The organism is Aeromicrobium sp. (assembly GCF_032084975.1).
Classification (GTDB): domain Bacteria; phylum Actinomycetota; class Actinomycetes; order Propionibacteriales; family Nocardioidaceae; genus Aeromicrobium.
Window position 1 is genome coordinate 32,422 of record NZ_DAMDLR010000006.1, and the last position, 14,731, is coordinate 47,152.

Genomic DNA, 14,731 nt, shown 5'->3' on the forward strand with positions numbered 1-14,731 from the left:
CAGGCTCGGCGGTGGCCGTTTCGTCAACTGACGGAGGCTGGCTCGATCGTGCTGACGGTCACGCGTTCCAGGCCCAGGACGACCTCGCCGTGCACGGGCGGCTCCTCGTCGCCGAATCGGCAGGCCACGCGGAAGCGGCCTCGGTGCATCACGAGCCAGGAGCCGTCGGCGGCCGACTCGACCTCCAGGTCGGCCAGGGACGGGTCGCGAAGCTCCGGATGCCGTCGCCGCAACGCGATCAGGGAGCGATAGACGTCGAGCATCCGGCGGTGCTCGGGGCCCGCCAACTCGTCCCAGTCGAGCGTCGAGCGCTCGACGGTGGCGGGGTCCATCGGGTCGGGCACCTCGGACTCGCCCCAGCCGTGCCGGCCGAACTCGCGGCGTCGGCCCGTGCGGACGGCCTCGGCCAGCTCAGGATCGGGGAACGACGCGAAGAACTGCCACGGGGTCGCCGCCGCCCACTCCTCGCCCATGAACACCATCGGTGTGTAGGGACCGAGCAGCACGATCGCGGCGGCGCAGGCCTGCAGGTCCGGCGGGACCGAGGCCGAGATGCGGTCGCCCGTGGCCCGGTTGCCGATCTGGTCGTGGTTCTGGACGTAGGCCAGGAAGGCCGTGCCGGGGAGCTCCTCGACGTCGACGGGCCTGCCGTGCGTACGTCCGCGGAACGAGGACCAGGTCCCGTCGTGGAAGAACGCGCCGCGCAGGGTCTTGGTCAGCGCGTCCGGCGCGGCGAAGTCGGCGTAGTAGCCGTCGGTCTCGCCGGTCAGGCGAACGTGCAGCGCGTGGTGCAGGTCGTCGGACCACTGTGCGTCCATGCCCAGACCGTGGCTGGATCGCGGGCGGACCGTACGAGGGTCGTTGAGGTCCGACTCGGCGATCAGGGTGAGCGGCCGGCCCAGGGCCTCCGCCATCCGCGCCGTCTCAACGGACAGCTCCTCGAGGATGGGCAGTGCTCGAGTGTCGGCCAGGGCGTGCACGGCGTCGAGTCGCAGCGCGTCGACGTGGAAGTGCTCGAACCACGCCATCGCGTTGTCGAGCACGTAGCGGCGCACCTCGTCGGACTGCGACCCGTCGAGGTTGAGGCCGGGCCCCCAGTCGTTCTGGCCGGCGAAGTAGGGACCGAAGCGGTCGAGGTAGGCGCCGGACGGCCCGAGGTGGTTGTAGACGACGTCCAGGACGACGCCGAGTCCCCGCGCGTGGCACGCGTCGACGAAGCGCTTGAAGCCGTCCGGTCCCCCGTAGGGCTCATGGACCGCGCCCCACAGCACGCCGTCGTACCCCCAGCCGGCGGTGCCGTCGAACGAGTTCACCGGCATCACCTCGACGAGGTCGATGCCCAGGTCGACGAGGTGGTCGAGGCGCTCGATCGCGGCATCGAACGTCCGGCCCACCGTGAAGGTGCCGATGTGCAGCTCGTAGATCACCGAGCCTGCGAGGGAGCGGCCCGCCCAGTCCTGGTCGCTCCAGGTGAAGGCATCGTGGTCGTAGACGCGGGAGGCGCCGTGCACTCCGTGCGGCTGCCAGGCCGAGCGCGGGTCGGGCAACGGCGTGTCATCGTCGCCCAGCAGGAACGCGTAGTCGGTGCCGGCCGGCACCGTGACGTCGGAGTGCCACCAGCCGTCGGCCGCCTGCCGCATCTCGTGGTCGGCCCCGTCGATCCGCACCTGCACCCGTTCGTGGTCGGGTCCCCACACCGAGAGCGTCATCGGTTCTCACCGCGCACGAGGAGTGCCACCGGGTAGCGACGCAGGACGGACTCGACCTCCGCACGTCCCCCGTCGAAGGCGTCGCCGGTGAGGACATCTGTCCAGCCGCCCTCGGACAGGTCCAGCGTGGTCCCGGACCAGCCGCCCGCACGCTCCAGTCCCACCGGCAGCCGGGTCGCCAGCACGACGAGGTCGTCGCTGCGCGCGTACGCGAGCAGGTGATCGGCCGCCGGACCTTCCGCTGCGAGGGGGCGGTACCCACTGAAGAGCTCTGGCCGGTCACGCCGCAGTCGCAGCGTCCGCTGGACGAGGAGCAGCTTCGCCGCCCCGGACTGGTCGACCTCGGGCACCAGCCCCTCGTCGATCCGGCGCATCAGTTCGCGACGGAGGTCGTGGTCGACCGCACGACGGTTGTCGGGATCGACGAGGGAGAAGTCCCAGAGCTCAGTGCCCTGGTAGACGTCGGGGACGCCCGGCGTCGTGAGCTGGACCAGCTTCTGGCTCAGCGAGTTGCTCCACCCCGGCGCGGCGATGCGGGCCACGAAGTCCTCGATCTGTCGGCCCAGCACCTCGCGCACCGCGCGCGGCCAGTCGGCGATCGCGTTCTCGAACGCCTCATCCGGCTCGGTCCACGTCGTCCGGAGCTTGGACTCCCGGGCGGCCTTGAGCAGGTAGTCCACCAGCCGTTCATCGCTGATCGGCCACGCGCCGACGATCGTCTGCCAGGCGAGCAGGTTGAGGGACGGCTCGTCGAGGCCGCACCGCTCGGTCCACTCGACGACCTTCGCGGCGAAGTCGTCGGCGATCTCGGCCAGCACCGCCATCCGGGCGCGCGTGTCCTCCGAGCGCTTGGTGTCGTGGGTCGTCAGCGCGGTCATCGTCGACGGCTGACCAGCCTCGCGGGCGGCCGCCAGGCGGTGGAACTCATCGACTCCGATGCCCCAGACCTGCGGCGAGCCGCCGACCTCGTTGAGCGCACCGAAGCGCGTGTACCGGTAGAACGTCGTGTCCTCGGTGCCCTTCGCCACGACCATGCCGGACGTCTGCTGGATGCGCGTCGCCAGCTCTCCGTGCGGATCGTCGCGCACCTGCTGGTCGAGCGCACCGAGGGCCTCGCTCAAGTCCGGACGCCGCGACCTGGCCGCCTCGATCGCGTCGGACCACGTCGACCCGACCTCGGGTAGGTACGAGCGGTAGACCCCGAACGCGATCATCGTCTCGGCCACGGCCGCGCGAGCGGCATCGGTCCCGATGCCCTCGACCAGGGCGGCGATCCTGCGGACCTCGGCGACGAGGATCCTGTCGGTCACCATGCGCCGGGCCTCCTCCTCGACCGCGGCGTAGTCCGTCGGAACATCGAGCCGGTCGGCCAGGGACGTGAACGCCTGCTCGCCGGCCGGGTCCAGCAGCACCCCGAAGACCTCGCGCATCGCGTCGTAGCCCGTGGTGCCCTCGACCGGCCAGCTGCCGGGCAGCTGCTCCCCCGGGTGCAGGATCTTCTCGACCACGATCCAGGCGTCGGGTGCGGCCTGCCTCAACCGCTTGACGTACGCGCCGGGGTCGGCGAGCCCGTCGGGGTGGTCGATCCGCAGCCCGGTCACGGCGCCCGCCTCGACCCAGCCGAGGATCTCGCGATGGGCCTGCTCGAACACCCCGGGCTGTTCGACGGTCACCGCGGCGAGACTCGTGATGTCGAAGAACCGGCGGTAGTTGAGCTCGGTGTTGCCGCGGCGCCAGTCGACCAGCTCGTAGTGCTGGCGGTCGTGCACCTCCTGCGGATCGCCGTGACCGGTGCCGTCCGCCAACGGGAAGCGGTGGTCGAAGTAGACGAGCTGGTCGCCCTCGACCGTCAGCTCGGCCACCTCGCTGTCACTACCGAGGACCGGCACCAGGACGCGTCCGCGGGACCAGTCGATGTCGAAGTGGTGGGCGTACGGGGAGGCCTCACCTTCGCGCAGCACGCTGTGCCACCACGGGTTCGCCTCGGGCACCTCGACCGACATGTGGTTCGGCACGATGTCGACGACGACCCCGAGGCCGGCGTCGCGCGCGGTCTCGGCGAGGGCGCGGAAGGCGTCCTGCCCACCAAGCTCCTCACGGAGTCGCGTCGGGTCGGTGACGTCGTAGCCGTGGGTCGAGCCGGGTGTCGCCTCCAGCACCGGTGACAGGTAGAGCGCCCCGACCCCGAGGGTCGCCAGCTGGTCCACCAGCGCGCGTGCCTCGTCGAAGCCGAACCCGGGCCGCAGTTGCAGCCGGTAGGTCGAGGAGGGTGCGGTCATGACCCGACCCGTTGCAGCACGACGAGTGAGCGCGGTGGAGTGGTGAACCGGTCGTGCGGGCCGAACGTCTCGGCGCCCGGCTGCTCGACGGCGCCGGTCGAGCTGTCCACGACGACCTTCCAGCCGGCGCCGTAGTCCTCCGGCGGGAGGGTGAACTCCGCCGGCTCGCTGTGGGCGTTGAACGCCAGCACGAACGAGTCGTCGGTGACCCGCACGCCGCGCACGTCGCGGTCCGCGAGCGCGTCGCCGTTCAGGAACACCGCGATCGACTTGCCGAGCTCGTCCTCCCAGTTCTGCTCCTCCATCTCGTCGCCCGAGGGAGTGAACCACTCGATGTCACGCAGCTCGTCGGCCTTGCGGACCGGCTTGCCCTCGAAGAACCGGCGGCGACGGAAGACCGGGTGACGCTGGCGGAAGGCCGCAAGGGCGGAGGTGAACTCCAACAGGGCGCGCTCCTCTGCGCGCGAGTCCCAGTCGACCCAGCTGACCTCGTTGTCCTGGCAGTAGACGTTGTTGTTGCCGCCCTGCGACCGGCCGAGCTCGTCCCCGTGCAGCACCATCGGCACGCCCTGGGACAGCAGGAGGGTCGCCATCAGGTTCCGGCGCTGGCGACGGCGCAGCTCCAGCACCTCCTCGTCATCGGTCGGCCCCTCGACGCCGCAGTTCCACGACCGGTTGTCGTCCGCGCCGTCACGGCCGTCCTCGCCGTTCGCCTCGTTGTGCTTGTCGTTGTAGCTCACGAGGTCGTTGAGGGTGAACCCGTCGTGCGCCGTGACGAAGTTGATGGAGGCGTACGGCCGACGGCCGTTGTCCTGGTAGAGGTCGGACGATCCGGCGATCCGCGAGGCGAACTCGCCCAACGTCGCGGGCTCACCGCGCCAGAAGTCGCGCACGGTGTCGCGGTAGAGGCCGTTCCACTCCGTCCACTGCGGCGGGAAGTTGCCGACCTGGTAGCCGCCGGGACCGACGTCCCACGGCTCGGCGATGAGCTTGACCTGGCTGACCACCGGGTCCTGCTGGACGAGCTCGAAGAACGTCGCGAGCTTGTCCACGTCGTAGAACTCCCGGGCGAGGGTCGCGGCGAGGTCGAAGCGGAAGCCGTCGACGTGCATCTCGGTGACCCAGTAGCGCAGCGAGTCCATGATGAGCTGCAGCGTGTGCGGGTGCCGCACGTTCAGCGAGTTGCCGGTGCCGGTGTAGTCCATGTAGTGCTGCTCGTCGCCCTCGACGAGCCGGTAGTAGGCGCAGTTGTCGATGCCGCGCATCGACAGGGTCGGGCCGAGGTGGTTCCCCTCCCCCGTGTGGTTGTAGACGACGTCGAGGATGACCTCGATGTCGGCCTGGTGCAGCGCACGCACCATCCCCTTGAACTCCTCGACCTGGCGGCCCGGGTGGGCGGCGTAGTCCGCGTGCGGCGCGAAGAAGCCGATCGTGTTGTAGCCCCAGTAGTTGGTCAGGCCCTTCTCGACCAGGTAGTGGTCGTTCAGGAACTGATGCACGGGCAGCAGCTCGATGGCGGTCACGCCGATCGACTTGAGGTGCTCGACGATGGCCGGGTGGGCGATGCCGGCGTACGTGCCGCGCAGGGATTCGGGGATGTCGGGGTGCGTCATCGTGAGGCCCTTGACGTGAGCCTCGTAGATCAGCGACTCGTTGTACGGCGTCCGCGGCTTCCGGTCGTTCGCCCAGTCGAAGTAGGGGTTGATGACGATCGAGTACGGGACGTGACCCGCCGAGTCGTCGTCGTTCATCTGCTCGGGATCGTCGAGGTCGTAGGCGAACAGGGACTTGTCCCAGTGGACCGATCCCGAGATCGCCTTGGCGTACGGGTCGATCAGCAGCTTCGCGGGATTGCACCGGCACCCGTTCTCCGGGTCGTACGGTCCGTGCACGCGGAAGCCGTAGCGCTGCCCGGGAGCGACGCCGAGGAGGAACCCGTGGTGCACGAACCCGTCGACCTCCTCCAGGCGGACTCGCGTCTCGGTGCCCGCCTCGTCGAACAGGCACAGCTCGACGTACTCGGCCGCCTCGGAGAAGACGGCGAAGTTGGTACCGGTCCCGTCGAAGGTGGCGCCGAGCGGATAGGACGATCCAGGCCAGGGTTGCACGAGCTCTCCTTGTGAGTGGGGGTGTCGGTCACGTGGACGGGCGCGAAGCCTGCAAAGGGGCTGTGCAGGCACGTACCCGTTCATCGGCGAAGAACCCGTCGAGGTCCATCGGCAGGCGGATCCGCCAGTTGGGGTACTCGTCGACCGTACCGGGCAGGTTCGGCTGCTCCAGCTGACCGGACGCGTCGGCGGGAGAGCTGAGGACCAGCCGGGACGAGGCGCGCGCGATCAGCGCGTGCAGCGCGACGACGAGATCGTCGTCCGGCACGCCCTCGGCGCGCACGAGGTCGAGCATGGCCTCGCGGTCGGCCTCGGCGTCGGCGTAGGCCTCCTCGGCCGTCCCCGCGAGGAGGCCGAGGTCCGCCTGGACGCGCACGCGCTCGTCCTGCAGCCAGCCGGCGACCGTCGGCAGGTCGTGGGTGCTGATGCTGGCCATCGTCTCGGGCTCCCACTGCTCGGGCGGCACGTGCGGCTGGCCCGGCGCCTCCCAGTCGCGCTCGAACCACAGGACGGCCGAGCTGAGCATCCCGCGCTCGTGCATCGTCTCGGTCACCTCGTCCTCGACGGTGCCCAGGTCCTCCCCGACGACGACCGCGCCGGCCCGGTACGCCTCGAGGGCCAGGATCCCGAGCATGACGTCCGCGTCGTAGTGGACGTAGGTGCCTCGGTGCGCCGGCTCGCCCGGCGGGATCCACCACAGACGCCAGAGGCCGGCGATGTGGTCGACGCGGATGCCGTCGGCGTGGCGCAGGACGCTGCGGATCACGTCGCGGAAGGGTGCGTAGCCCGACTCGGCCAGCCTGTCGGGGCGCCACGGAGGCAGTCCCCAGTCCTGTCCGAGCGGGTTGAAGGCGTCGGCGGGACAGCCCACGCGGACGTCCGAGGCGAAAGACTCCTGGAGTGCCCAGGCGTCGGCGCCGCCCGGATGCACCCCGACGGGCAGGTCGTGCACGATGCCGACGGCCATCCCGGCGTCCCGCGCCGCCGACCTGGCGGCGTCGAGCTGCTCCCGGCACAGTCGCTGCAGCCACGCGTGGAAGGCGATGCGATCGGTGAGTGAGCGTGCCGCCTCGGCGACGGCCTCGCCGGTCGGGTCCCGCAGGTCCTCGGGCCACTCACGCCAGTCGGCGCCATGCACCTCAGCCAGGGCGGAGAAGGTCGCGAACATCCTCAGGTCAGGATCGATGTCCGACTGGTCCTCGACGCCCGTCGCCCACAACATCTCGCAGGCGGTCAGCTTGGCGGCCCAGATCTGGTCGTAGTCGATCAAGCCGGTGCCGACGCCGGGCGCCAGCGCCAGCACTGCTCCACGTGTCTCGTCGTCCGCTGCCCTGAACTCCGCGGTCTCGGTGACCCGGAGGTAGAGCGGGTTGGCGTACCGGCGGCTCGACGGGGAGTAGGGAGAGCGCTCCAGCGGTCGCGACGGCATGAACGCCTGAACCGGGTTCACGAGCAGGACGCCCGCGCCCTGCTCGGTCCCGGCTCGTCGCGCCATCTCGGCCAGGTCGCCGTAGTCCCCCATGCCCCAGGACCCGTCCGAGTGCAGGGCGTACAGCTGCAGCATCCAGCCCCACGTGCGCGGAACCTCGAGCATCCGGCCCGGAGCGACGATCAGCGTCACCTCCTGGGTGTCGGTGACCAGCCGGTGCCACCCCAGTGGGAGGTCGTCGGCGAGACGCTCGACGTGCGACGACGTTCCGTCCTCGAGCACCAGCGTCGCCGTGACCCCCAGGTCTCGCGCCGTGCCGGCAGTCAGGACCATCGTCGGCGGCAGCGTGGCCTGCGCCTGCTCGCGGCGCACGGCGTCGAGCTCTCGCTGGATCGAGGCAGAACTGCTCGCGTCCACACCGAACTGCGCCAGGACCGCGACGACGACCTCGGTGTCCACCTCGACCATCTGGCGATCGGACCCGCGGTACTCCGTCGCGACGTGATGGGCGGCAGCCAGCTCCGCCAGCTCGCGGGAAGTCGTCACGCGTCCAGCATGGTGGTCTCGACCCGGCCTCGCCAGCCGAGGGCCGGATGGCGCCGGGGGTCGCTGGGGAGCGGTGACCCAGCGTCCGTTCCTGCTCGAGTTCGGACGCTCATTCACCGCCCCACGTCGGCCGTGCCGAGCCGGTGACTCAGCGGCCGTTCCCAGCGCGCAAAGTCGACCCCGGTTTGTCTCGGCGAGCGCGGGGCGACACAGTGGCCCCATGGTGACCAGGGACCGCGACGAAGAGGGCCGACCGCGTCAGGCGAGGCCGCGCGACGAGCTCGGCCGACCGCTGCCGTACGGCGCGCAGGGGGTCGAGCCCGTCTCCGAAGACCCGCTGCCGCCCTTGGAGACGGTGCGGTTCGCCCTCGAGCTCCTGGACGAGGGCCGTCCGTTCTCGGCCCATGAGGTCTTCGAGGCCCGCTGGAAGGACTCCCCCGCCACCGAGCACGACCTCTGGCAAGGGCTGGCCCAGCTGTGCGTCGGGCTGACCCACGCGCTGCGCGGCAACACCATCGGCGCAGAGCGGCTGCTCGAGCGCGGCAACGGCCGCCTCGAGCGCTACGCCGCGACGGGCGGTCCGGTGTACGGGCTGGACCTGACCGAGTTCCGGACGCGGATCCGTCTCGCGGCCGACGCTGACTGACGCCTTCGCCGGTCTTCCTCGGTACCGGGAATTCCGCTGGAATTCCCGGTACCTCACGGTCGGGCTGACAGGATTTGAACCTGCGACCCCCTGTCGAGTCCGAGCGCCATACGAGCCGGGACGATGGGTACCGAGAACTGCGGAAATCCCTCCAATGGTTGGGAGGATCCCTCTAGGTCACTTCCGACGATACCCGACTGCCCACAACGAACGCTGGGCCAATCAGGCCACAAAACGACCACCGGCACGCGCGGCCGGTCCCATCTGGCAACAGCAGACGGGACAGAATCGCAAGGGCGAACGGCGCGTGGCCACCTGGTCGTCCCGGTAAGCCGACGATGAGCCCGAACCCATCAACGGAGCCCACCGTAAACATTCAGCCGACGGGACCGGCCTCGCGGGCGGCGCCATCGCTGTCGGAGGGGCCTCCGGGACGGCGGCAATCGTGGAGCCGCGCGTGCTCACGGTGCGAAGTCAGATGCTCTTGCCCAGAGCGATCAGTTCGGGCTCTTCGGGGGCGGCGCAGCAGCTCCCGCCCTCGGCGCTCTCGTCGTCGAACAGTCGGGCACCACCGCAGACGCCGGTGTCGGGAAGCGTCAGCTCCACGCGTTCCGCGGCTTCGTGGTCGCCGGCGATGGCCGCGACGACCGAGCGCGTCTGCTCGAAGCCCGTCAGCGCGAGGAAGGACGTCGCACGACCGTAGGACTTCATGCCGACCAGGTAGAACCCGCTCTCGGGCTGGGCGAGCTCCTTGGCGCCGTGCGGGTAGACGGTGCCGCAGGAGTGCTCGTTCGGGTCGATCAGCGGCGCCAGCTCGCGAGGTGCCTGCAGCACCGGATCGAGGTCCAGTCGCATCTCCGACAGCATCTGCAGGTCGGGGCGGAACCCGGTCAGGACGACCATTTCGTCCACGTCGGTGACGATCTGTCCGTCGAAGGACTCGATGGTGAGCCTGTCGTCGTCCTGCCGAGAGACGCGCGATGTCCGGAAGCCGTTCATCGTTGTCACGGGCCCGGATTCGACTGCTGCCTGGGCCTGCTGACCGAGCTCACCCCGCGCCGGCAGCTCGTCCTGGCCGCTGCCGGCGAACGCCTCCCCCACGCTCGCGCGCCGGACGAGCCAGGTGATGCGCGTCTCGGGCGCCGTCCTGGCCAGGGCGGTGAGCCCGATCAGCGCACCCTTCGCCGAAGCGCCCGTCCCCGCGACGACGACATGCTTTCCGGCGTAGCGGTCGAGCTCTCCGGCGTTGCCGAGGTTCGGGATCCGGTAGGAGATGCGGTTCGTTGCCTCGTGCTCACCGATGGCCGGGACGCCGTCCCCGCCGAGCGGGTTGGGACCGCTCCAGGTGCCGGAGGCGTCGACCACCGCACGGGCGGTGAGGTGCTCGGCCCCGAGGGGCGTGGTGACGTGGACGGTGAACGGGGCCTCGTCGCGACCCGAGCTCACCAAGCGGTCGCGCGACTGCTTGGCCACGGCCGTCACCGTGCTGTTGAAGCGGACCGAGCCACCGAGCGCATCGGCCAGGGGCTGGAGGTAGCCGGCCACCCAGTCGGCACCCGTGGGGTAGCGCTTCGGGTCAGGCGGGGTCCACCCGGCGTCGGCCAGGACCTTCTCGGCCGCGGGGTCGATCAGCTCGGACCACGCGGAGAAGAGCCGCACGTGGCCCCATTCCCGGACGGCCGCACCTGCGGCGTCGCCCGCTTCCAGGACGATGAAGTCCATTCCACGGCCACGCAGGTGGGCGGCGGCCGCAAGGCCGGCGGGGCCCGCGCCGATCACGACGACTGGTAGGTCGGAAAGCTCAGACATCAGGACGCTCCTCGCGTACATTGACGATTGTCGATGTCTCGACTCTAGCTTCTCATTGAAGAATGTCAATGGACGATCTAGGGTGGTGTCATGGTCACCGAACTCACCGTGCTGGAACCGGTCGCGACGAGTTGCTGCTCCCCCGTCACCGGCGGCGTCCTGAGCGATGCGGAGGCCACGAGCCTCGCCGCCCGGTTCAAGGCGATGGGCGACCCCAGCCGCCTACGGCTGCTGTCCCTCATCGCCGCCACCGAGACGGGTGAAGCGTGTGTCTGCGACCTGAACGAGTCGCTCGACCTGAGCCAGGGGACGGTCAGCCATCACCTGGGTATCCTCGTCAAGGCCGGACTGCTGACCCGGACCAAGCGCGGCCAGTGGTCCTTCTACGCTCTCGTCCCGGGCGCGATGGCGACCCTCTCCCGCGCTCTGGACGCCTGAGCCCTCAGGCGATCACCCGTCCCCGCCTCGACGTCGATGATCGACACGAGAAGTGTGGGTGTCAGGCGCGCTCGGAATTCTCGTGTGACAGCGAGGCGATGAGCTCCTCGATGCGGCTGCGGATCTCGTCACGGATCGGGCGCACCGCGTCGATGCCCTGACCGGCCGGATCCTCCAGGACCCAGTCCTCGTAGCGCTTGCCCGGGAAGTACGGGCACTCGTCGCCGCAGCCCATCGTGATGACGACGTCGGAGGCCTTCACGGCGTCCTCGGTGAGCTTCTTGGGCTGCTCGCCGGCGATGTCGATGCCGACCTCGCGCATCGCCTCGACGGCGACCGGGTTGATCTGGTCTCCGGGCATGGAGCCCGCGGAGCGGACGTCGATGCGATCGCCGGCCAACGCGGTCAGGAAGCCAGCGGCCATCTGCGAGCGGCCGGCGTTGTGGACGCAGACGAACAGGACGGAGGGACGATCAGACATGCGGTGCTCCTTGGTCTGAGGTGGTGGAGGGAGTGAAGAACTTGCGGGCCCAGAGAGCGACATAGACGAGCCCGACGAGAACGGGGACCTCGATCAGCGGCCCGACCACACCGGCGAGCGCCTGGCCGGAGGTGACGCCGAACGTGCCGATCGCGACCGCGATGGCGAGCTCGAAGTTGTTGCCAGAGGCAGTGAACGCCAGGGTGGCCGTCTTGGCGTAGCCGAGGTCGAGCACCTTGCCGAGCACCATCCCCAGACCGAACGTGATCGTGAAGTAGACCAGCAGCGGAAGCGAGATGCGCACGACGTCGAACGGCTGGCTCGTGATCGCGTCGCCCTGCAGGGCGAACAGGACCACGATGGTGAAGAGCAGTCCGTAGAGCGCCCAGGGACCGAGGCGTGGCAGGAACGTGTCCTCGTACCACTCGCGCCCCTTGGCCTTCTCCCCGATCGTTCGGGTCAAGAACCCGGCAACCAGTGGGATGCCGAGGAACACCAGCACACTCACCGTGATGGACCAGAACGAGAACTCCGCCGACGTTGTCTCCAGCCCGAGCCAGCTCGGCAGCGTCTGCAGGTAGAACCAGCCGAGCGCTCCGAAGGCGAACACCTGGAAGACGGAGTTGACGGCGACGAGCACCGCTGCGGCCTCGCGATCTCCGCACGCCAGGTCGTTCCAGATCAGCACCATCGCGATGCAGCGCGCGAGGCCGACGATGATCAGCCCGGTGCGGAACTCCGGCAGGTCCGGCAGCATCAGCCAGGCGAGCGCGAACATCAACGCCGGCCCCAGGATCCAGTTCATGAACAACGAAGCACCGAGCAGCTTGTGGTCGCCCGTGACGCGCTGCGTCTCGTCGTAGCGGACCTTCGCCAACACCGGGTACATCATCACGAGCAGGCCGATCGCGATCGGCAACGACACCGAGCCGATCTTCACCGCGTCCAGCGCCTCGTCCAGTCCATCGACCGTGCGACCGAGAATCAGACCCAGCGCCATCGCCAGGATGATCCACACCGGCAGGAAGCGGTCCAGCCTCGACAGGTGGGCGACGACTTCGGTTTCGGACCTACTGTCTGCGGCGGGTGCGGACGTCACGTGCGGCTCCTCGAGGACCTCGGTCCTGCATCGACGGTTGTCTATCTAGTGCGAGCGTACCCCGCCTTTCCGGTCGACCTTGCCATGCCGAGTGAACGCCCCGTGAACTGTTCGGACCCGCTGGAGACCTCCGCGACCTTTGCCGTTCCGCCTTGCCGAATGGGGACATACTGGGTCCATGGTCACCCCCGCCGGACAGGATGCCAGCTGCTGCATCCCTCTGACCGCCGCTCCGATCACGCCGGACGACGCGACCGAGCTGTCACGCAAGTTCAAGGCTCTCGCCGACCCCACGCGCGTGCGGCTGCTCTCACTCGTGGCGGCGCACGAGGGCGGCGAGGCGTGCGTCTGCGACATCACCGAGCCCGTGGGGCTGAGCCAGCCGACGGTGTCCCACCACCTCAAGATCCTCGTCGAGACCGGCCTGCTCGCGCGTGAACAGCGTGGCACGTGGGCGTTCTACTCCGTCGTCCCCGGGGCGCTGGGCCACCTGTCCGACGTGCTGCGAGACCCGACCGCGCGAGAGACCCAAGGCCTCGTCAAGGGCTGAGCGCCAGGGTGGATCGGGACAGTTCGCAGGGACCGACAGCGGACGTCCGAGGCTCCTCGTTCCCTCGCGACGCAGAGACAGCCTCACCAACGCGATGGCACATCGGCCTCCTGAATTCATGGGAGTGTGAAACGCGGACGGGCGGCCTGAAGCACCCAGTACTATCCACCGTAGTATTTCACCACGTACCCGTTCATGACCCGCCGGCCGCCCGCCGGTGACTGACGCGTCCAAGAGACTGGAAGAAGTGCCAAACCGTGAAGTGGAGACCTGCAATGCGTTGGCTGCCCGGCGTTGTCCTAGTCGTCGCGGGGATGGTGAGCCTGGCGGCTTGCGCGCCCGACGAGGTGCCGTCGCAGAGCTCATCGGGCTATGGAGAGGAGTCCGGCTACGGCGAGATATCCGGCGATCCGCTGGGTCCGTCGACGCAAGTACTGCAGGACACGACCGGAAAGCCCTGGTCCTTCACCGACGTGGAGGAAGGTCGCATCCGGTTGGTGTACTTCGGTTACACCAGTTGTCCCGACGTCTGCCCATTGACGATGGCAGACCTTGCTGTCGCCTTGGAGCGACTCGACGCTGACGTCCGCGCGAGGATCGACGTTGCTCTCGTCAGCACCGACCCCCGTCGTGACACTCCTGAGCAACTCGACACGTGGCTCGGTGCAATCGAACCCGATTTCACGGGAGTGCGTGGTCCCATCAAGAGTGTGATCGACGCGGCATTGTCCTACGGCATCAACGTCGAGGCACCCACCGTGACCGACGACTCCTACGAGGTGACCCACGGTGCCCAGTTGATCGTGCTCAAACCCGGCGGAGGGATGGTCGGCTACTTCCGCGAGACAGTCGGCGTAGATACCTACGTCGAGGAACTGCCCGGGCTCCTCGAGCGGCATGGTTGAGGTGGGACGGTGCTGAAATCCAGCTCGACCGCAGCACTCCGTGCGGCTCTCGTTCTTTTCTGTCTCGTTGCCCTCGTTGGTTGCGGCGGGACCGCCGCTCCGCAACCGCATGATGGCGACGATCTGAGCATCACGTCCGCATGGGCAGCCGCCATCGACCTTTCGACAGCGGTCGACCCCGAGGCGGCGATGAGCGTCGCCTATGCCGACATCAAGAACAGCAGCGACGAGGATGACGCATTAATTCGTGTCTCAAGTGACGCTGTTCGCGCGATCGAAATTCACGAGACGGTCACTTCAGGGAACTCCGGCTCGATGGTGGAAGTCGAACGAGTCGACCTCCCTGCCGGGTCCAGTGTGAGTTTGAAGCCGGGCGGACTTCACCTGATGCTCATCGGCCCTCGAGACGACCTGGTGGCGGGCACGTCGATCGATGTCCGGTTCGTGTTCGAGAGCGGCTCCGAGATGGACATGCGGGTTCCTGTGATTGATCGGGCCGACCGGCCGTGAATGTGGAGAATCCCGGCGCTGCCCACGACAAGTACGAGCCCTCGGCCGGACGGAGGATCTCCCGTAGGTCGCTGGTCGGTCTTGTCGGAGCGGCTGGGGTGGGTGGGGTGGCCGGTTTGGTCGGCGGACGCAGCATCAGTCCCGCCTCTGGTGCAACGTCGGAGGCCCTGGCTGCGCGCCTTGCCCGTTCGGAGTCAGTCGCGTCAACGCGCTCTGCCCTGC

The 14,731-nt window shown here is 69.0% G+C and carries 12 protein-coding genes; 5 read left to right on the forward strand and 7 right to left on the reverse strand.

The window, feature by feature from the left end; all coding sequences use genetic code 11:
• Window positions 1-23: 23 nt before the first annotated feature.
• Genes treZ through malQ form a run of 4 tightly spaced genes read right to left on the reverse strand, consistent with a single transcriptional unit; the run spans window position 24 to window position 8,071 of the window.
• Window positions 24-1,709 carry a malto-oligosyltrehalose trehalohydrolase gene (treZ, locus tag RT323_RS02600; RefSeq protein WP_313404764.1) on the reverse strand — a complete coding sequence of 562 codons (1,686 nt, stop codon included), beginning with the start codon at window positions 1,707-1,709 and terminating at the stop codon, window positions 24-26.
• Complete coding sequence (gene treY / locus RT323_RS02605; RefSeq protein WP_313404766.1) at window positions 1,706-3,988, reverse strand: malto-oligosyltrehalose synthase; 2,283 nt, start codon at window positions 3,986-3,988, stop codon at window positions 1,706-1,708. The genes treZ and treY overlap by 4 nt, the downstream gene beginning before the upstream one ends.
• Window positions 3,985-6,096: a glycogen debranching protein GlgX gene (glgX, locus tag RT323_RS02610; protein WP_313404768.1), complete on the reverse strand. Its 2,112-nt coding sequence runs from the start codon at window positions 6,094-6,096 to the stop codon at window positions 3,985-3,987. Before glgX ends, treY begins: the two co-directional genes overlap by 4 nt.
• A gap of 28 nt (window positions 6,097-6,124) precedes the next feature.
• Complete coding sequence (malQ, locus tag RT323_RS02615; protein WP_313404770.1) at window positions 6,125-8,071, reverse strand: 4-alpha-glucanotransferase; 1,947 nt, start codon at window positions 8,069-8,071, stop codon at window positions 6,125-6,127.
• Window positions 8,072-8,291: 220 nt separating this feature from the next.
• Here malQ and RT323_RS02620 point away from each other — a divergent pair, with 220 nt between their 5' ends.
• Window positions 8,292-8,717, forward strand: a complete 426-nt coding sequence (locus RT323_RS02620; RefSeq protein ID WP_313404772.1) for a DUF309 domain-containing protein — start codon at window positions 8,292-8,294, stop codon at window positions 8,715-8,717.
• A 474-nt stretch (window positions 8,718-9,191) separates the two neighbouring features.
• Here the strand turns inward: RT323_RS02620 and RT323_RS02625 are convergent, their stop codons facing one another.
• Window positions 9,192-10,526, reverse strand: a complete 1,335-nt coding sequence (locus tag RT323_RS02625) for an FAD-dependent oxidoreductase (protein ID WP_313404774.1) — start codon at window positions 10,524-10,526, stop codon at window positions 9,192-9,194.
• Window positions 10,527-10,616: 90 nt separating this feature from the next.
• Here RT323_RS02625 and RT323_RS02630 point away from each other — a divergent pair, with 90 nt between their 5' ends.
• Window positions 10,617-10,964 (forward strand): metalloregulator ArsR/SmtB family transcription factor, encoded by a 348-nt coding sequence (locus tag RT323_RS02630; RefSeq protein ID WP_313404776.1) that lies wholly within the window; start codon window positions 10,617-10,619, stop codon window positions 10,962-10,964.
• 61 nt (window positions 10,965-11,025) lie between these two features.
• Here the strand turns inward: RT323_RS02630 and RT323_RS02635 are convergent, their stop codons facing one another.
• Window positions 11,026-11,445, reverse strand: a complete 420-nt coding sequence (locus tag RT323_RS02635; protein WP_313404779.1) for an arsenate reductase ArsC — start codon at window positions 11,443-11,445, stop codon at window positions 11,026-11,028.
• Window positions 11,438-12,544, reverse strand: a complete 1,107-nt coding sequence (arsB, locus tag RT323_RS02640) for an ACR3 family arsenite efflux transporter (protein ID WP_146825621.1) — start codon at window positions 12,542-12,544, stop codon at window positions 11,438-11,440. Before arsB ends, RT323_RS02635 begins: the two co-directional genes overlap by 8 nt.
• A gap of 178 nt (window positions 12,545-12,722) precedes the next feature.
• Here arsB and RT323_RS02645 point away from each other — a divergent pair, with 178 nt between their 5' ends.
• The 3 genes from RT323_RS02645 (at window position 12,723) to RT323_RS02655 (ending at window position 14,509) form a co-directional block, all read left to right on the forward strand.
• Window positions 12,723-13,094 (forward strand): helix-turn-helix transcriptional regulator, encoded by a 372-nt coding sequence (locus RT323_RS02645; protein ID WP_146825619.1) that lies wholly within the window; start codon window positions 12,723-12,725, stop codon window positions 13,092-13,094.
• Window positions 13,095-13,369: 275 nt separating this feature from the next.
• On the forward strand, window positions 13,370-13,999 hold the full coding sequence (locus RT323_RS02650; protein WP_146825617.1) for an SCO family protein: 630 nt from the start codon (window positions 13,370-13,372) through the stop codon (window positions 13,997-13,999).
• 9 nt (window positions 14,000-14,008) lie between these two features.
• Complete coding sequence (locus RT323_RS02655) at window positions 14,009-14,509, forward strand: copper chaperone PCu(A)C (RefSeq protein WP_146825615.1); 501 nt, start codon at window positions 14,009-14,011, stop codon at window positions 14,507-14,509.
• Window positions 14,510-14,731: the final 222 nt, after the last annotated feature.

Excerpts from the sequence above, each read along its gene's own strand:
- treZ (WP_313404764.1), bottom strand. The coding sequence starts at position 1,709 with ATGACGCTCTCGGTGTGGGGACCCGACCACGAACGGGTGCAGGTGCGG.
- treY (WP_313404766.1), bottom strand. The coding sequence starts at position 3,988 with ATGACCGCACCCTCCTCGACCTACCGGCTGCAACTGCGGCCCGGGTTC.
- RT323_RS02620 (WP_313404772.1), top strand. The coding sequence starts at position 8,292 with ATGGTGACCAGGGACCGCGACGAAGAGGGCCGACCGCGTCAGGCGAGG.
- RT323_RS02625 (WP_313404774.1), bottom strand. The coding sequence starts at position 10,526 with ATGTCTGAGCTTTCCGACCTACCAGTCGTCGTGATCGGCGCGGGCCCC.
- RT323_RS02630 (WP_313404776.1), top strand. The coding sequence starts at position 10,617 with ATGGTCACCGAACTCACCGTGCTGGAACCGGTCGCGACGAGTTGCTGC.
- RT323_RS02635 (WP_313404779.1), bottom strand. The coding sequence starts at position 11,445 with ATGTCTGATCGTCCCTCCGTCCTGTTCGTCTGCGTCCACAACGCCGGC.
- RT323_RS02645 (WP_146825619.1), top strand. The coding sequence starts at position 12,723 with ATGGTCACCCCCGCCGGACAGGATGCCAGCTGCTGCATCCCTCTGACC.
- RT323_RS02650 (WP_146825617.1), top strand. The coding sequence starts at position 13,370 with ATGCGTTGGCTGCCCGGCGTTGTCCTAGTCGTCGCGGGGATGGTGAGC.